General features: G+C 62.5%; 17 protein-coding genes. 10 read left to right on the forward strand and 7 right to left on the reverse strand.

Annotated features, from left to right (window positions below; all coding sequences use genetic code 11):
- Positions 1-14: 14 nt before the first annotated feature.
- Positions 15-836 (reverse strand): GntR family transcriptional regulator, encoded by an 822-nt coding sequence (locus tag C6Y53_RS18990; protein WP_149615563.1) that lies wholly within the window; start codon positions 834-836, stop codon positions 15-17.
- 286 nt (positions 837-1,122) lie between these two features.
- Between C6Y53_RS18990 and C6Y53_RS18995 the strand changes: the two genes are divergently transcribed.
- The 9 genes from C6Y53_RS18995 (at position 1,123) to C6Y53_RS19035 (ending at position 10,419) form a co-directional block, all read left to right on the forward strand.
- Positions 1,123-2,388: an ABC transporter substrate-binding protein gene (locus C6Y53_RS18995; protein WP_211299559.1), complete on the forward strand. Its 1,266-nt coding sequence runs from the start codon at positions 1,123-1,125 to the stop codon at positions 2,386-2,388.
- An 81-nt stretch (positions 2,389-2,469) separates the two neighbouring features.
- Positions 2,470-3,363, forward strand: coding sequence for a carbohydrate ABC transporter permease (locus C6Y53_RS19000; RefSeq protein WP_149615565.1), 894 nt, complete (start codon positions 2,470-2,472; stop codon positions 3,361-3,363).
- A 1-nt stretch (position 3,364) separates the two neighbouring features.
- Positions 3,365-4,240: a carbohydrate ABC transporter permease gene (locus C6Y53_RS19005; RefSeq protein WP_149615566.1), complete on the forward strand. Its 876-nt coding sequence runs from the start codon at positions 3,365-3,367 to the stop codon at positions 4,238-4,240.
- Positions 4,241-4,251: 11 nt separating this feature from the next.
- Complete coding sequence (locus C6Y53_RS19010; protein WP_149615685.1) at positions 4,252-5,331, forward strand: ABC transporter ATP-binding protein; 1,080 nt, start codon at positions 4,252-4,254, stop codon at positions 5,329-5,331.
- 22 nt (positions 5,332-5,353) lie between these two features.
- Entirely contained in the window at positions 5,354-6,367 is a 1,014-nt protein-coding gene (locus C6Y53_RS19015; RefSeq protein WP_149615567.1) for an SIS domain-containing protein, read from the forward strand.
- A gap of 8 nt (positions 6,368-6,375) precedes the next feature.
- Complete coding sequence (locus tag C6Y53_RS19020) at positions 6,376-7,686, forward strand: NAD(P)/FAD-dependent oxidoreductase (protein ID WP_149615568.1); 1,311 nt, start codon at positions 6,376-6,378, stop codon at positions 7,684-7,686.
- Positions 7,683-8,495 carry a PfkB family carbohydrate kinase gene (locus C6Y53_RS19025; RefSeq protein ID WP_149615569.1) on the forward strand — a complete coding sequence of 271 codons (813 nt, stop codon included), beginning with the start codon at positions 7,683-7,685 and terminating at the stop codon, positions 8,493-8,495. The genes C6Y53_RS19020 and C6Y53_RS19025 overlap by 4 nt, the downstream gene beginning before the upstream one ends.
- Before the next feature lie 83 nt (positions 8,496-8,578).
- A complete protein-coding gene (locus C6Y53_RS19030; RefSeq protein WP_149615570.1) occupies positions 8,579-9,565 on the forward strand; it encodes an SIS domain-containing protein in 987 nt (328 codons plus the stop codon).
- 2 nt (positions 9,566-9,567) lie between these two features.
- Complete coding sequence (locus tag C6Y53_RS19035; RefSeq protein ID WP_244615040.1) at positions 9,568-10,419, forward strand: PfkB family carbohydrate kinase; 852 nt, start codon at positions 9,568-9,570, stop codon at positions 10,417-10,419.
- A 132-nt stretch (positions 10,420-10,551) separates the two neighbouring features.
- Here the strand turns inward: C6Y53_RS19035 and C6Y53_RS19040 are convergent, their stop codons facing one another.
- Both C6Y53_RS19040 and C6Y53_RS21485 read right to left on the reverse strand, forming a co-directional pair.
- A complete protein-coding gene (locus C6Y53_RS19040; protein ID WP_149615572.1) occupies positions 10,552-11,229 on the reverse strand; it encodes an IS6 family transposase in 678 nt (225 codons plus the stop codon).
- A 70-nt stretch (positions 11,230-11,299) separates the two neighbouring features.
- Positions 11,300-11,938, reverse strand: coding sequence for a Cap15 family cyclic dinucleotide receptor domain-containing protein (locus C6Y53_RS21485; protein WP_211299561.1), 639 nt, complete (start codon positions 11,936-11,938; stop codon positions 11,300-11,302).
- Between C6Y53_RS21485 and C6Y53_RS19045 the strand changes: the two genes are divergently transcribed.
- Positions 11,883-12,392, forward strand: coding sequence for a hypothetical protein (locus tag C6Y53_RS19045; RefSeq protein ID WP_149615573.1), 510 nt, complete (start codon positions 11,883-11,885; stop codon positions 12,390-12,392). The two genes, C6Y53_RS21485 and C6Y53_RS19045, sit on opposite strands and share 56 nt — an antisense overlap.
- Before the next feature lie 112 nt (positions 12,393-12,504).
- On the opposite strand, the gene C6Y53_RS19050 is transcribed toward C6Y53_RS19045, so the two are convergent.
- From C6Y53_RS19050 to C6Y53_RS19065, 4 genes are all read right to left on the reverse strand, one after another.
- Positions 12,505-13,404 (reverse strand): anti-phage nucleotidyltransferase, encoded by a 900-nt coding sequence (locus C6Y53_RS19050; RefSeq protein ID WP_149615574.1) that lies wholly within the window; start codon positions 13,402-13,404, stop codon positions 12,505-12,507.
- Between the two features lie 2 nt (positions 13,405-13,406).
- Positions 13,407-14,336: an anti-phage phospholipase gene (locus C6Y53_RS19055; RefSeq protein WP_342212784.1), complete on the reverse strand. Its 930-nt coding sequence runs from the start codon at positions 14,334-14,336 to the stop codon at positions 13,407-13,409.
- 291 nt (positions 14,337-14,627) lie between these two features.
- On the reverse strand, positions 14,628-15,665 hold the full coding sequence (locus C6Y53_RS19060) for a nucleotidyl transferase AbiEii/AbiGii toxin family protein (RefSeq protein WP_149615576.1): 1,038 nt from the start codon (positions 15,663-15,665) through the stop codon (positions 14,628-14,630).
- Complete coding sequence (locus C6Y53_RS19065) at positions 15,662-16,327, reverse strand: DUF6088 family protein (RefSeq protein ID WP_149615577.1); 666 nt, start codon at positions 16,325-16,327, stop codon at positions 15,662-15,664. Before C6Y53_RS19065 ends, C6Y53_RS19060 begins: the two co-directional genes overlap by 4 nt.
- Positions 16,328-16,410 lie beyond the last annotated feature (83 nt).

A 16,410-nucleotide genomic window follows, 5' to 3' on the forward strand; every position in this document is an offset into this window, starting at 1 on the left:
GCCCGACCGGCGGTTCAGTTTCGCCCGTCCGGTGCAGTCCCCTGCGGCGAACGCGCCCAGTCCGTATACACGCTTTCCAGCGCATTCCCGTCCGCCTGTAGCGACTCGAAGGCCACCCGGTCGGGATGGTTCCACGACACCAAGCTTTCCACCGGCCGCTCGTTCACGTCGTAGACCACCGAGCGCATTAATAGGCACGGCTCGCTGGACGGCAGGTCCAGCAGCCCCGCCTCGCCCTCGGGCACGTTGGCGACCGAGACGTGGAAATCGGACTTGCCGAAAGTCAGACCGTAGCGTTCCCGCAGCAGGCCATAAAGCGAGGGCGCGTCCATCAGGTCGGCCGCGACCAGCCCCGGCACCATGTCGGAGGGCAGATACGAGGTCTCGACGCAGAACGGCGTGCCGTCCGACAGGCGCAGCCGCTTGATGGCGATGACCGGGGCGCCTTCTTCCAGCCGCAACCGGCGCGCCACGTTGGCGTCGGCCACCGCCTGTTCGAAGAACAGAAGCCGCGCGCCCGGGCGCTTGCCGCGTCGGCCGACCACCTCTGAGATGGCGGTGGAGACGCGCTTGGACAACGGCCGGACCACTGCGACCTCGGGGAGGTAGGTGCCGGCCGTGCCGCGCCGTTCCAATTGCCCCTGGTCGACCATCCGCTGCACCGCCTTGCGGACGGTCATGCGCGAGATGTCGAATCGCTCCGCCAGCACACGTTCGGACGGGATGCGGTCGCCCGGCGACATGCCCATGTCGCTGATCAGCCCGCGCAACAGCGCCTCGGCGCGTTTTTCCACCACGCCGCGGTGGCGGCCGCTGAGGTCGGTCGTCTCGGGCATCCTTGGTATACTCTCTGTTCAAGCCGGTCTGCCGAACGGGCTTGGCCGCACAATGTTTTTTGGCATTCGCCTGACCGAGCAGCTATACCAATCTGACCATAATAGCAACCGATCCCGGCGCTTCCACCAAAACAAACCAAGCCTACAAAGACATTTCTTGCCGGAACAGTCCAAATTTTTGTTGCGAGAGCGATGCTGGTCATCTACCAATTATACCAATACAACCAAATGCTGGCCCAAGTGGTATACATTTACAACCAGCTACCAAACCAATAGGGAGATCACCATGATCAGACTGCTTACCGGAACCGCGCTCTGCGCCACGCTGACCGCAAGCGCGGCCTTCGCGCAGGACAAGACGACCATCAGCTTCATTCACAAGTATCCCGAGCCGGAGAGCATGGCGTTCTTTGAGAAGGCGGTGGCCGCCTACGAGGAAGCCAACCCGGACATCGACGTCGTGATGGAGGCGGTCGCCGACGATCCCTACAAGGACAAGATCCGCGTGCTGATGGCCTCGGACCAGGTGCCGGATATCTTCTTTTCGTGGTCGGGCGAGTTTGGCCGCAAGTTCGCGCGGGACGGCCGCACGCTCGACCTGACCGAGGCGCTGGAAGGTGAGGACTGGGAAGGCCGGTTCTCCGAGGCCGCGCTGGACCCGCTGCGATTCGAGGGCCGGCAGTTCGGCATCCCGACTAACGTCAACGCCAAGTACATGGTCTACAACGCCTCGATCTTCGAGGAGTACGGGCTGGACGAGCCGGAAACGTTCGGGGAATTCATCTCGATCCTCGATACGCTGAAGGAAAACAACGTCACGCCGATCGCCTACGGCAACCAGGTGCCCTGGGCCGCGACGCACTATATCGGTGACTTCTTCGCCAAGTACGTGCCGAACGACGTGCGGACCGCCGACTACCAGCTGCTGGCCGAGCCGGACGAGCTGTACACCCATCCGGGCTACATCGAGGCGCTGCAGCAATACGCGGACCTGGGCGAGTACTTCAACCGCGGAGCCAACGCCCTGCCGCACGCGGCGGCGCGCGGGTCGTTCTTCGCGGGGCGGACGGCGATGATGTATATTGAGCTGGTCGAGTTCTACATGGTCCCGGGCTCGGGGCTGGAAGAGGCCGGCTGGGACTTTTTCGCGCTGCCTCCCGTCGAGGGCGCCGAGGGCAACCAGAACCTGCTGACCGGTGCGCCCGAGGGCTTCCTGATCTCGGCCGATACCGAGGTGGCCGAGGAAGCGCTGGACTTCATCAAATTCATCACCGCGCCGAACATGGCGAAGGACTACGTGAAGACGACTGGCATGACCTCGGCCGTGATCGGCTCGGTCACCGAGGAGACAGCGAGCGAAGAGGTGATAGCCGGGCTCGAACGACTGGAACGGGCCGACGGCATGGCGCTGTGGCTCGACACCGACATGGACACCCAGTCGGCAAACGTGATCCTCGCGGCCGGCCAGGCGCTTCTGTCGGGTGACGTGACGCCCGAAGAGGTGATGGCGGACGTGCGCGAGACCGCGCTGGAAGTCCAGGCTACGCGCTAAGGGCCACCCTGTCGCGGCCGGGGGCCCTCCTCTCCCTCTCCCCGGCCGCGGCTTCAACGTTTTTCCTGCAAGGACCCGCTCATGTCCCGCCGCACCCCCGCCTCGCTGCGACAGAGCCTGCCCGGATGGCTCTGGGTCGCGCCGACGCTTCTGTTCCTGGTGCTGTTCGTCTACGGCCCGGCGCTTGCCAACATCCGCTACAGCCTGTTCTCGTTCTCGGCGATGTCGCAGGAGATGGATTTCGTCGGCCTGTCGAACTATGCCCGCCTGTTCGCCGACCCGCTGTTCCTGCGGGGGCTGGCCAACAACATCGCCTACGCGCTGATCTCGGTCATCTTCCAGGTGGCGTTCGCGCTGACGCTGGCGGCGGTGCTGGAATCCAAGGTCTTCCCGCGCTTCGCCGCCAACAGTTTCCGCACCATGCTGTTCCTGCCCTCGATCCTGCCTGTCGTGGTGGTGGGCCTGATCTGGCAGCTGCTTCTGGCCCCGTCGCTGGGCCTTGTGGATCAGGCGCTGTGGGAGCTGGGCCTCGGCGACTGGTCGCGCGCGTGGCTGGGCGATCCGGACACGGCGATCTTCACGGTCATCATGGTCTCGCAGTGGCAGTGGACCGGGTACATCATGGCGCTGTTCATGGTGGCGATCCGGGCGATCCCGCGCGACCTGTACCAGGCGATGGAACTGGAGGGCGCCTCGGGCCCCCGCATCTTTTTCCACCTGACCGTGCCGGCAGCGCGCGAGACGATTCTGATCGTCACGATCATCACCATCCTCGGCTCGCTCAAGGTGTTCGACATCGTCTGGGTGATGACATCGGGCGGCCCGAACCATTCGTCCGAAGTGCTGGGCACGCTGATGTACCGCGCCGCGTTCCGCGACGACATGATCGGATATTCGTCCACCATCGCGACCGTCATCTTCTTCATCGCGCTGACCATCGGCGTGGTCCAGATCAAGCTGCAGAAGGATCACTGACATGGCCGACGTCACGATGACCGCCCCCGTGTCGCCGCCGCGCCAGTCCGGCGAGACGGCGGTGGCCCTTCTGAACCGCATCGTCCTGTGGACGGCCTTCCTGATCCTGTCGGTGGTCTGCGTCTACCCGATGATCTGGCTGTTCCTGAACGCCTTCAAGTCCACCAACGAGCTGTTCCAGGCGTCCTGGGCCCTACCCGAGACCTGGCGGTACGAGAACTTCACCACAGCCTGGGGCTACGGCATCTCGCGCTACCTTCTGAACTCGGTGATCGTCGCGGTGGCGACGGTGGCCATCCAGCTAATCCTGGCCTCTATGGCGGCCTATGCGCTGGTCGTGATGAACTTCAAGGCGAAGGTCGCGATCTACATGGGGATCCTGGGCGGTATGATCCTGCCGCCAGAGGTCAGCCTGTTCCCGCTATTCAAGGTGATGGCCGTCACGGACATCTACAACACCTACCTCGCGCTGATCCTGCCCAACGTGGCCTTCGGCCTGCCGTTCACCACCTTCCTGATCCGCGCCTACATGGTCGGCATCCCGCCCGACCTGCGCGAGGCCGCGCTGATGGACGGGGCGAGCGAGGGGTTGGTCTATCGCTCGATCTACCTGCCCTTGTGCAAGCCGGTCCTGGCCTCTGCCGGACTGATCGCGGCGATGCATGTCTGGAACGAATTCATCTTCGCCCTGACCTTCGTGGAAAGCGAAAGCGTCAAGACCGTGACCATCGGGGTGATGAGCTTCGCCGTCGCGCTGCGGGCCGACTACGGCGTGATGATGGCCGGCCTTGCCCTGTCGATCATCCCGATCCTCGCCACCTTCCTGGTCCTTCAGCGCCAGTTCATCGGCGGCCTCACCCAGGGAGCCGTGAAATGAGAGATACAACAGTGAGCTACATGCAGATCTCCGGCATCCGGAAGACCTTTGGCACCTTCGAGGCGCTGCGCGGCATCGACATCGACATCGCCAAGCGGGAATTCGTGGTGCTGCTGGGCCCCTCGGGCTGCGGCAAGTCCACCCTCCTGCGGATGATCGCGGGGCTGGAGGACATCGACGCCGGCGACCTGGTGATCGACGGCGAGCGGATGAACGACGTGAAGGCGTCGAAGCGCGGCATCTCGATGGTGTTCCAGTCCTACGCGCTCTACCCGCACAAGACGGTGCGGCAGAACATGGAGTTCGGCCTGAAGGTCGCGCGCCAGCCGAAGGAGGAGCGCCAGAAGCGCATCGCCGACGCGGCCGAGATCCTGCAGATCACGCCGCTTCTGGACCGCACGCCGCGCGAGTTGTCGGGCGGCCAGCGCCAGCGCGTCGCCATCGGCCGGGCCATCGTGCGCGAGCCCAAGGTGTTCCTGTTCGACGAGCCGCTGTCGAACCTCGACGCCAGCCTGCGGCTGCAGATGCGGGTGGAGCTGGCCCGCCTGCACAAGGAGCTGCAGGCGACGATGGTCTACGTGACTCACGATCAGGTCGAGGCGATGACGCTGGCCGACAAGATCGTGGTGATGCGCGATGGCGTGATCGAGCAGACCGGCGCGCCGCTGGACATCTATCGCAACCCCGTCAACGCCTTTGTCGCGGGCTTCATCGGCAGCCCCAGCATGAACCTTCTGAAGGCGCGGGTGACCGCGGCCGAGGGGCGCCGCGTCACGGTCGATGCCTGCGGGATCGACACGGAGGTGGAGGTCGACGCGCCGCCCGCCGTGGGCACCGAGGTGACGCTGGGCCTGCGGCCCGAGCACCTGGAGCCGGTGCTGGAGCCCGCCGCAGGCGACACGATGCTGGATGTTCTGGCCTGCGAGCGGCTGGGCGGGGTGAGCTTTGCCCTGACCCGGATGCCCGACGGGCAGGACCTGACCCTGCAGCTTGACGGCAACCTGCCGACCACGGCGGGCGACCGCCTGTCCTGCCGCGCCAGACCCGGCGAGGCGCATCTGTTCAACGCCGAAACCGGCGCCCGTTACTGAGACGAAAAAGGAAGAGAAACGAATGTTCAACTTCGATCCCGACCGCTTTCTGCGGATCGAGAGCGGTGCCGCTGACACCGCTCGCCAGCTGGGAACCCTGGTCCGCGACCTAGTCGCCGACGGTGCCGACAGCCTGTTCTACATGGGCGCCGGCGGGGCCGGCATCCTGATGCAGCCCGCCGCCGACCTGCTGGCGCGGGAAAGCGCCCTGCCCTGCTTCAACGTGCTGTGTGCCGAGGTCGTGGTGACCGGGCACAAGGCGCTCGGCAAGGGCTCCATCGTGGTGATGCCGTCGCTGTCGGGCACCACGAAGGAGAGCATCGCGGCGCTGGACTTCGCGCAGGCGCAGGGCGCCAGGGTGATCACCATCGTGGGCCATGCCGAGACGCCGCTGGCCGAGAAGGCCGACCACTGCTTCGTGAACTTCGCGCAGGACGACACCTCGTGCGAGATGTTCTACATGGCGTCGCTGGCCGCCGCGTTTGGCGCGATGCAGGCGCGCGGCGAGCGCGACGATTTCGACGAGATGGCCGAGCAGCTGGCGGCCTTCCCGGGCGAGCTTCTGAAGATTAAGGAGCAGTTCGAGCCGCGCGCCAAGGCGCTGGCCGAGGAGATCCAGTCGGACACCTACCACATCATCACCGGCGCCGGGCCGGTCTGGCCCGAGGCGTATTACTACGGGATGTGCATCCTGGAAGAGATGCAGTGGATCCGGACCCGGCCCGTGCATGCATCGGACTTCTTCCACGGCACGCTGGAGCTGGTGGAAAACGGCGTCAGCGTCTTGGTCTTCATGGGCGAGGACGAGACCCGGCCCCTGGCCGACCGCGTGGTGAGCTTCGCGCGGGAGCATACCGACCGGCTGATCGTGCTGGATACGCGCGAGATGGAGACGACGGGGCTGTCGCCCGCATTCCGCGCGCTGATGGCGCCGGCGATGCTGGCGACGATGCTGGAACGGCTTTCGGCGCATCTGGAGCATCTGCGCGACCACCCGCTGGAGACGCGCCGGTACTACCGCCGCGTCGCGTATTGAGGCGCGCCATGGCTTTCGATCCGTTCGCGAAAATCACCGATCGGCCGCTGTGGCGGGCCGAGATGACGCTGCCGGAGATCCCGGCGGCGCAGATCGAACCGCGCGAGGACGTGGTCGTCGTGGGCTCGGGCTTTTCGGGGCTGCACACGGCGCTGCATCTGGCGCGCGGCGACCGGTCGGTCGTGGTGATCGACGCGGGCGAGGTGGGGCACGGCTGTTCGACGCGGAACGGCGGGCAGGTGTCGTCAGAAATCAAGCCGGACCTGGAAGGGCTGACCAGAACGTACGGGGCGGCGGGCGCGATGCGCGTCCTTCGCACCGGGCTGGACGCCCACCGCTACCTGCGGGAGTTCGTGCGCGCGGAAGGGATCGCCTGCGACTACAACGTCTGCGGCCATTTCATCGGCGCGCACCGGCTGGACCGGATGGCGGGGCTGGAGGCGTTCGGCGCGCTGCAGCGCAAGATCGGGACCGAGGCCGAGATCGTGCCGAAGGCGCGGGTCGGCAACTACATCGACAGCCCGCACTTCCACGGCGGGCTGCATCTGCCGGACTGGTCGAGCGTGCATCCCGGGCGGCTGGTGGCCGAGCTGGTCAGGCTCTGTCTGGCTGAGGGGGTGCGGATCGTGCCGAAGTGCCGTGCCGACCACATCGAGGATCACGGCGATCACATGTCCCTGACCGCGAACGGCAAGGCGATCTGCGCCGAGAACGTGGTGATGGGGACCGACGGCTACACCGATGGCGCTTCGAAATGGATGCGGCGGCGGATCGTGTCGCTCGCCTCGGTCGTGATGGCGACGAGGGCTATGCCGAAGGACGAGGTCGCGGCGCTTTATCCGCGCAACTCGATGATCTACGACACGCGGATGAATGTCAGCTACCACCGCGCCTCGCCCGATGGCGATCGGGTGGTGATGGGCACCGTGGTGCCGGTTGATCACGACCGCATGGCCGATTGCTATCCGCGCGCGCGGGGCAACATGCTGCGGGTTTTCCCGCAGTTGGAGAACGTGGCGCTGGAGCATGTGTGGTCGGGCTGGGTCGGGGCGACCTTCAACCACCTGCCGCAAGTCGGTCTGCGCGGTCGGATGGGCTATACCATCGGCTATAACGGCACCGGCGTGGCGATGTCCGCCTATCTGGGTCGGGCGCTGGCCCGCAGGATGCTGGGCCAGCCGGGCGGCGAGACCGGGCTCGACCAAGTGAAGTTCGAGACGCGGCCGCTCTTTAACGGGCAGACGTGGTACCGCCGCCCGGTGCTGGCCTGGCACGACCTGAAGGACCGGCTGCCTTCGCGCGGGGCGACCATCGGATGAGCGGGCGCTTCGACCTCATCGCGGTGGGCGACAACTGCATCGACCGGCTGACAGGGCGGATGCAGGCGGATCTGGTCGGCGGCAACGCGGTGAACGTCGCGGTGCAGGGCGCGCTGGCGGGGTTGCGCACGGCCTATGCCGGCGCGGTGGGGCCCGTGGATGAAGCCGACGGCGACCGGGTGATCGCGGCGTTGATCGCGAACGGGGTCGACGTGGGCTGCGTGGAACGTGACGACCGCCCGACCTCCGTCACCGAATTGCGGGTGGACGACGACGGCGACCGGCACATCGTGGCTGAGGCGTTTGGCGCCTGCGAGGGCTGGGGCCCCTGCCCCCGCGGCATGACCAGACTGGAGGCCGCGCGGCACGTCCATATCGGCTGGCTGAACGACGGCGGCGCCACGCGGCGCGCGCTGGCGGCCGCCGGCGTGCCGGTGTCGCAGGATGTCAGCGTCAACGCGTTGACCCCGCGCGATATCGCGGCCGACGGCCTGACCCTCGCCTTCGCCTCGCTGTCCGAGGCTCACGCCGACTTGGCCGAGGCCCGCGTCGCCGAACTGGTCGCGGGCGGCGCGACCGCCGCCGTAGTCACGCTGGGCCGCGGCGGATCGCTCGCGCTGGTGGACGGCAGAATGCACCGCGCCAAGGCCGACCCCGTGGAGGCCACCGACACGACGGGCGCTGGCGACAGCTATATCGCCGGCTTCCTCGCCGCGCGCCTGACCGGCGCGGACATCACCGAAGCGATGGCGGCCGGCCATGCTCGCGCCGCCCGAACCTGCACCCATCCCGGAGGTTTCCCGCAGTAATTCCAAAGACTTGACGCCCGACCAACCCGAGCCGCTCCGGCTCGGGACCGGTTTTCCCTACCCTGAAGCAAGAAGAGGATACCATGAAAGACACGCTAACCACCGACGAACAGGTCGCCTCGGCCATCGCGGCGGCGAAAGCGCGCGATACCGTCAACGACATCTACTATGTCGCCTGCGGCGGGTCCTACGCGCTGATGCTGCCGAACCAGTACGTGATGGACCGCGAGGCCACGAGCATCGCCGGCCACGCGCTGAACGCCGCCGAATTCAAAGCCCGCGCGCCGAAGCGGCTGGGCGAGAACTCTGTCGTAATCCTGTGCTCGCACAGCGGCAACACGCCCGAAACGGTCGAAGCGGCGAAGATCGCCCGTGCTGCCGGCGCGCTGACCATCGCGCTGACCAACGATCCGGGCAGCCCGCTGGATGAGGCATCGGAATACGTCGTCTACTACGAGCACGAGCCCAAGAAGATCAGCCCGAACCACTCGCCCGCCGTGCTGGCGCGGCTGTCCTTCGGCATCCTCAATGCGCGCGAGGGCAACGCCAAGGCCGCAAAGGTCGAAGCGGCGCTGAAGGCGCTGCCGCCGATCATGGACGCGGCGGTCGAGGCGCATGGCGACCGGATCGCGACATTCGCCGACTCGCACAAGCGCGAAGAGGTGATCTACACCATGGCGTCGGGCACCAATTATGCCACCGCCTATTCCTACGCGATCTGCATCTTCCAAGAGATGCAGTGGATCCACTCCGCCGCGATCCATTCGGGCGAGTATTTCCACGGGCCGTTCGAGATCACCGATTACGACGTGCCCTTCATTTTGCTGATGGGCCTTGGCGCCTCGCGGCCGATGGACGAGCGCGCGCTGGCCTTCGTGCAGACATACTCGGACAAGGTGACAGTGCTGGATTCGAAGGAACTGGGTCTGGGCGCCATCGACGCCGAGGTGGTGGAATATATCGAGCACATGGCCTTCAGCACCCTCCTGCGGGTCTATTCCGACAAGCTGGCGTTTTCGCGCGGCCACCCGCTGACCGTCCGCCGCTACATGTGGCAGATGGAGTATTGAGCGTGGCCCTGGGCAACGGCTCCGGGCTGGTGGGGATTGGCGACAATGTCGTCGATCTCTACCGCGACCGGTGCGTTTACTATCCCGGCGGCAACGCCTTGAACGTAGCGGTTCTGGCCCGGCGCTTCGGGCTGGCCGAGACGCAGTATGTCGGCATCCTGGGCAGCGACGCCGAGGGCGCGCATGTGCGCAGGAGCCTAATGGCCGAGGGGCTGTCGGATGCTTGGCTGCGAGTCGCCGATGGACAGAACGGCAAGGCGCAGGTCGACCACAACGCCGACGGGGAGCGCATCTTTGCCGGCAGCAACAACGGCGGCATCCGGCGCAAGGTAATGCTTCGGATGGATGACGAGGATTTCACTCTGATCGCGCGGCTGGGCCACGTTCATTCCAGCTGTTTCAGCTATATCGAGCCGGAACTGCCCCGCATCGCGGCGGCGGCGGAACGGCTGAGCTTCGATTTCTCGACCGAGCGCGACCCGTCCTACCTGCGGCAGGTCTGCCCGCATTTGGACATCGCGTTCCTTTCCGGCCAGGGGCTGGACGATACCGGCGTCGCCGCGTTGATCGCCGAGGTGCAGGCGGCCGGCGCGGCGCGGGCCTGCGTGACGCTGGGCGAGCGCGGGGCGGTCTGGGCGGATGGCGACGTGCGGATACCGCAGCCGGTCAGCGCGGCCAGGGTCGTGGACACGATGGGCGCCGGCGACGCCTTCATCGCCGGGTTTCTCTGCGCCAGCATCGGCGGGGCCGACACCCGGGCGGCACTGGCCCGGGCCGCCGACTGCGCGGCCGAATGCTGCGGATGGGCCGGCGCCTGGGGCCACCCAGCGAAAGCGGTCACCGTGGGGGCCTGAGCCGGACCCGAACCCTGATCGCCGGGCCGATTACCACCAGCCCGGGGCGCGCGACCTCCTACATGTATGGATGTTTATGGGTTCCGTCGCAAAGTTCGCATCCAGCGGAAATTCGTTCCACTTGGTTGTCGCTCAGGCCGCAAGGCTGGCATAGATTGCGAACGGGCAGCTTTCGCCGAGTTGTCCTTTCCTGATCATGTGCGCGGTTTCGATACCGTCTAAAGTTGCTGTCGCTGAGCTTAGCGCCTTGAAGCCCATCATCGGCCTGATCCTCCGTTTGACCGCCCGGTGGTCCTGCTCCACGATGTTGTTGAGGTACTTGGACCGATAAACTGCAATTCTCCGGTCTGAGCCCACCTTCCGAAGCGCTTCGTTCATCCCTGCGAGTCCAGCCGTATTAGCGCCGCTCTTGTCGATGGCGCAGGATCGGGGTAGCCCGTTCGCAGTGACTGCCTTGGCCAGAAATCGCAACGCTGCTGCTTCGTTTCGTTGTTCGGAAAGCATGAAATCAAGGGTTTGCCCGTTCCGATCCACTGCACGATAGAGGTAGCACCAATCCCCGCGGACCTTCACGTAAGTCTCATCGAGACGCCAGGACGGAGCCGTAGCCGTTTTGCGTCGCTGCGCGACCGCCGCCAGGGCCGATGCATATTTCACGACCCAACGGTTCAGAGTTGCGTGATCGACGCGGATGCCGCGCTCCGCTAGGATCTCCTCGAGGTCGCGATAGGACACGGCGTAGCGGACATAGAAAAAGACCGCGTGCAGGATAACATCCTGCGGGAATTGCGCACCTTTGAACGACACCATCCGCCCGACCTCATCGACAAATCACGCGGACTGATAGACCATCACGCCAAACTTTGCGACAGAGCCGGCATCAGCTGGCGTCCGATGAGTGTTGTGCTTCGATGTAACTATCGAAAAACGCATTCTTGCGCTCTATCAGTGAAATTGAACCATTCGTGTTACGGTCTGTCCAATAGTGACCGCTAATCTGGTTAGGCGGTCTGCCAATCAATTTATACCTGAAACTTCCGTAATGAATTTCACTAATTCCGGATCTTAAGTGGATACTTGGATCACTTTGATATGCGCCGTAGAGGTAGGTGGTCCCGTCAGTCTGGATGTCAAAGCTCGACGCAACCAGAAACGACTCGGCTTGTTCAGTCATTAGCCTGATCGAAATGGAGCTAAATGTCTGTCGAACGACTGCAAAGCCGCTTACCGGGTCAACAGGCTCCGCTGAACCTGGATGCTTGTAGGTAGACTGGAGGGAAACTCGCCAGGTTCCGTTCAAGTCCGGACGCCGAATCACCTTCTGTATTGGCCAAATTCTCCAGATGTACCGATCAAAGAGCCATAGACATGACGTGATTGCTGCCAGCGTCAGAGAGTAGGGCTGGGCATGTTCCCACGTCAGCTCGATCCCCAGCACCCACAGGAACCCTCCCCATACAGCGATGGCGATGATAAGAAGTATTGAAACCGACGTCTTGTTGAGCAATGCCTTACCCATGATCGAGAATATGAAACAAACGTTGCTCCAGATACATCAAAGCCGCAAACCGTTCCACCCAGTTATCCTCGTCTTCGCTACCGGTCGCGTCTCCGAACTGGACTGCATACCGATGCCGAGAGAGCCGATACCCGAAGTGGGGCAGCGCTTCAGCGCTACCTTTGCCCATGACTATGAAGACGCCTTAAAGGTGAACCCAAGCATTCATGATGGCGCAATACTATTTCAGAGAAGGCTGCAGGACGAAAGCTACCATCTGTCAGCATGGTCGATGCGAATTGTGAGCCGACACACGCCGTTGTCTTCTGAGCCGAACCTGGGTTCCGCACACAACAGCACGCTTTCGCTATCAATGGCCGCAGCTGTCGACGCTTGCTGCATTCTTTCGCAAACTAAAGCTGTTTTCTTCGTAAATGGACAAGCAGCAATTCTAGATCCAACCGAGCCCCGATAGACTTAGCAGTTTCGAACGTTCGTGCCGAAAGTATCGTGCTAATTGTTCGGAATGAATTGCAAGCCTTGGGAATAGGTAGCAGAGTTTCTAAAAAGCATTTGACTTTCAGAGGTCAGCGCCCGGAGCTATTCCAATACTGCCGTGCCGCCACGAGGAAAGTACGAAAGCTTTGCATGTTCCAGCAGATGTGCGAATTCGCTCGAATCAGCCAGTGGAGATCATTCGCACAGGACAGTTCGTTGGCGTTGCAGCGTTCGAGCCAGTACAGGTAGTTCTCGAAACTTTGCTGGTAGTCCGCCACGAAATTCTGGTTCGGTACGCTCCAAAGCATCCCTTCCAAGAAGTAGGAGGGCGCAATGCCTTTCTTGAGAAAGCCCTCGATGACCATAGCGTTTCGCATGTTCTTCACCACTCGCACGTGCGACTTGAAGCGGTTGTTGGTGGCCTGATGCTTAGTGGTGCAGTTTTGCTTGTGCTGCTTCGGGAAGTTGATGATCCGGTCGCCATCAAGGGTGATGAAGGAAATTCCCACATGATGCCGGTTGTCCGACGGTGACCGGTAAGAGGTGTAGCGATGGTGTTCGATGCAGGCCAATACGTCTGCGTCGCGGCGGTTTCCTTCTCCCGGAACGGCGATAGCTTTCCGGCCAGGCGTTACGCCGTCGCCGAAATTCGCCTTCAGCCAAGCGACAACTTCAGCCCTGAATTCCTTGTAGCCGTATTTCGCGGCAGAGCGGTTCGCTTCGTAGGCTTGCTTATCCGCTGGATCGAGGCCGGAAATGTCGCTATTGAACACGTCGGTCAGGCAGATCACCACGTCCACGTCACTCTCCGAACCGCGAACGTTAGTGTCGTTCCCGTAAGAACCTTGCAGAAACATCTCAAAACCCCGACCAGCATACGGCGCGTCCCGGTGCTCCAGAACAGACCGTATCACCTGATAAGTAGCAGCAGACTGCTGTTGGGCTCCGACATGAGACCAAGTTTCAAGTTGGTTTTCCGAAATCGTCATTTCTATCCCTCATTCAAAAGCAGTTGGCGGACTTCCTGTTCGCGGCGCGCAAATGACTCCACACCTTGCTGGCGGAGGAGATTCAGTTTTTTGGGATCATGCTCGAACATGTCCGTCGCCATTTCTGGCTTGTCGAAGGTGTCGCTGATCCTAACCGTCGGCACGTTCGCGTATAGCAACCGCCTGAGCTGATCCATCGACGCGGTGTTTACCTCAAGCGTCTTCTGGAGCAACTGGACCGGAAGGAAGCTGTTGATCTGGCGTGCGATGAAGCCACGCTTGGGCTCCGGATACTGGCCGCAACCCAAAGATAGTAACCGACAGTTTTCAGGGGCATGACCAAGCGCAACTGTCGCATCGGCAAGTGCATAGAGTGCTGGGTTATTGGCACAATAGCCGCCATCGAACAATTCAACGACGTCCCCGGAAGCCGTTTTGATGGTCTTGATTTCAAAGAATGGGTATGCCGAACATGACGCCTCGATCGCATCTGAGAGCTTGCATCCGAACCCGGGGATGAACGTCGCTCTTCGTCCGTGCGCTTGGGTCACCTGGCTTTTGAATATCATCGGCGTCTCGAGCTGCCATTTTGTGGAAACGACGCCGAGGCCGGTCAGAACCCTGTCGAAGCCTGCGTCACCGAATACCGCCTCTCCGGTCTCACGCAGTTTTTCTGACTTAGCCGCTTTGCCAGAAGCCCGCATGATCGGCGGGACGTGCGTTTTGTACAGCTCATGGATTTCATCGACGGAACGACCGGTCGCCAGAAGTGCGGCAATGATTGAACCTGTGCTGGTGCCGAAAATCAGGTCGAAAGTCTCGTGGATTGGCCGAGGCAAGAAGGCCTCAACTTCGCGCAGGATACCGAGCGGATAGAAGCCTTTCGCTCCTCCGCCGTCCAAACTCAGAATTCGGCACATGTCACCGCTCATCACCATCCGACCCCCAACTAGCAAATATAGTGCGAATGGGTTTTGCGATATGCAAGAGGTGGTGCACCACTCGCTGAATTCCCTATCCATGTTGGTGGAAAGCATCCGGGAACCGAATTCTACTTTCGGCCAGCAAGGGGAGTGCGTTCTACGAGTGAAGCACGGATACCGTGGCTCGCGCAGCTGGCTGTGAATGGACTGCCTACGGAAGTTCGAGCCAACGTGGTTATCATTTCCGCAGGCGCAGAATCGGCCTGAAGTCTGAGCGACCGACATGGACAGCAACAACCGTCAATCGTTCAGCCGGTCCTCGATCTCGCCGATCGACGACAGGATATCTCCGAAGTCGGGAGCATCGCCAAAAATCATCGCCCTTGTGTTGTGGTAGTCCCGTGCCAGTCGATCAATCATGTCGCCTACGGGCCGAAGGGCGAACGTACCGGGTGCAGCGGCCGCGAGGTCGTAGTCCGGTCTACTGAAGAACGTTCGGGCATGCTCTATGCAATCCGCGCCGAGTGCCAGGTCAGCGACAGCCAAGGCGCCAACATCTGAGTGCAGGAGCGAATGCAGATCGTAGTAGTGTCGGGAAATCCGCTGACCGTCCTGGCGAAGCTCACCGCGCCGCTCGAACCAGCTGCGCAAACCGTGAACAATCACGATCTTGTCCCAGAAGGTTCGCTCGGCATGGATCGTCGTGACACCGGGCACCCTAAGATCCAAAGCTTCGAGATCAGCATTGATATAGGGCGCAATGGTAACAGGACGGTTCGGATCGAGTGCGGATTTTGCGCCTGACTCGATCTTGACTGCGGCCTGCACATATCCGGTCTCAGATGCATCCACCCGCGGATACCAAACCAGCAAGGTCTGAGAACTTGGATCGCTATCGTCTACCTCGACGCGACCCGTCCCATTCGTGTCGGCCGCCAGGATTTCAGAGACAGCCTCAAGTAGCTCTGTGGTGATATATCGGCTGCAGTCCGCTGCAATCGCGTCAAGGGCGGCCTTCCGCTTCTTGTTGGAAAGCGCGGCGATTTCAGCTGTGCTCCCAGGGTGCCCAAGGTCATCCCTGAAGACGGTGACGTCAATGTCTTCCGAGAACCGGTTGATCAGACCATAGGCTTTTGACAGAGATGTGCCGCCTTTGAAGAGTAGACGCGGGCCGCCTTTTGGCAGCCGATGGTAGAGGGTGTTGAGCGTCCAGCACACCCAGAAGTCCTTCTCGATGTTGATCAGGGGCGCGCCCAGCCGCCGAGCGGTCGTGAGGAATAGATCCGCGCGGTCGGCAGGCTCTGCGCGGATGACATCCAAGAACGCCTCCGTCGTCATGCGCTTCGCTCCGCACCTACCGACATGATCGGTTTGCGCAGGATATCCTGCATCCAGATCGGCATGGCCGAGAGACCGATGCGAAGGTCCTCGGTGAGTTTTGGCCCCTCATCACTATCGGTCAGGAGCTTTCGAATGGTCCGATCGACTTTCGAGCGCTCGGTCTCACCTTGCATGGCATCGTGGACCCAGTGCAGTGCCTGAACAAGATACATACCAGGACGTCCCGCCCAGTAGAGACGACTGGGTGCAGCATGCTTGAAGACGATCTTTTGGTTGCCCAGCTCAATGGGTTTGAGGCGAGCGTCGACCAGGACCTCGATCTTAGCAGGGACGGCGTTTGTCAGTCCGAGAGTGTTGGCTGCGGTCATGCCGTCCACGACAAAGCGCGCCTTGTCGCGCCGCGCGACAGCTTCGATGACAGCGCGATAGTCCGGTGCCGATGGCTTCCCGGTGAGCTGGTTGACTCGCGGCTTATCGTAGAGGCCGCGCTCGATACGGCGGAGCTCGCCGGACTTGGCCAACCGCTGGAGGGCCTTGTCGACAGCTTCACGCGAACCGGCATCCGCGAAATCTCCTGGCGTCCAAACCTTGGTGGGTTCGGCGCTGATCCGATCAAGGATTTGAGTGGGCAAGGTCACAGGTGATCTAGTTTCCGTCATGTCCGAAGATTACTGCATATTTCGGACAAGTGCGAGTCCGAAGTTTGCTACATATTTCGGACAAGCAGCCGATACCCTAAGGC

This window comes from Pukyongiella litopenaei, from assembly GCF_003008555.2.
Classification (GTDB): domain Bacteria; phylum Pseudomonadota; class Alphaproteobacteria; order Rhodobacterales; family Rhodobacteraceae; genus Pukyongiella; species Pukyongiella litopenaei.

What these genes read in the sequence shown, in the direction of transcription:
- C6Y53_RS18990 (WP_149615563.1), bottom strand. Translation starts at nt 836, where the DNA reads ATGCCCGAGACGACCGACCTCAGCGGCCGCCACCGCGGCGTGGTGGAA.
- C6Y53_RS18995 (WP_211299559.1), top strand. Translation starts at nt 1,123, where the DNA reads ATGATCAGACTGCTTACCGGAACCGCGCTCTGCGCCACGCTGACCGCA.
- C6Y53_RS19000 (WP_149615565.1), top strand. Translation starts at nt 2,470, where the DNA reads ATGTCCCGCCGCACCCCCGCCTCGCTGCGACAGAGCCTGCCCGGATGG.
- C6Y53_RS19005 (WP_149615566.1), top strand. Translation starts at nt 3,365, where the DNA reads ATGGCCGACGTCACGATGACCGCCCCCGTGTCGCCGCCGCGCCAGTCC.
- C6Y53_RS19015 (WP_149615567.1), top strand. Translation starts at nt 5,354, where the DNA reads ATGTTCAACTTCGATCCCGACCGCTTTCTGCGGATCGAGAGCGGTGCC.
- C6Y53_RS19020 (WP_149615568.1), top strand. Translation starts at nt 6,376, where the DNA reads ATGGCTTTCGATCCGTTCGCGAAAATCACCGATCGGCCGCTGTGGCGG.
- C6Y53_RS19025 (WP_149615569.1), top strand. Translation starts at nt 7,683, where the DNA reads ATGAGCGGGCGCTTCGACCTCATCGCGGTGGGCGACAACTGCATCGAC.
- C6Y53_RS19030 (WP_149615570.1), top strand. Translation starts at nt 8,579, where the DNA reads ATGAAAGACACGCTAACCACCGACGAACAGGTCGCCTCGGCCATCGCG.
- C6Y53_RS19040 (WP_149615572.1), bottom strand. Translation starts at nt 11,229, where the DNA reads ATGGTGTCGTTCAAAGGTGCGCAATTCCCGCAGGATGTTATCCTGCAC.
- C6Y53_RS19045 (WP_149615573.1), top strand. Translation starts at nt 11,883, where the DNA reads ATGGCGATGATAAGAAGTATTGAAACCGACGTCTTGTTGAGCAATGCC.
- C6Y53_RS21485 (WP_211299561.1), bottom strand. Translation starts at nt 11,938, where the DNA reads ATGGGTAAGGCATTGCTCAACAAGACGTCGGTTTCAATACTTCTTATC.
- C6Y53_RS19050 (WP_149615574.1), bottom strand. Translation starts at nt 13,404, where the DNA reads ATGACGATTTCGGAAAACCAACTTGAAACTTGGTCTCATGTCGGAGCC.
- C6Y53_RS19055 (WP_342212784.1), bottom strand. Translation starts at nt 14,336, where the DNA reads ATGAGCGGTGACATGTGCCGAATTCTGAGTTTGGACGGCGGAGGAGCG.
- C6Y53_RS19060 (WP_149615576.1), bottom strand. Translation starts at nt 15,665, where the DNA reads ATGACGACGGAGGCGTTCTTGGATGTCATCCGCGCAGAGCCTGCCGAC.
- C6Y53_RS19065 (WP_149615577.1), bottom strand. Translation starts at nt 16,327, where the DNA reads ATGACGGAAACTAGATCACCTGTGACCTTGCCCACTCAAATCCTTGAT.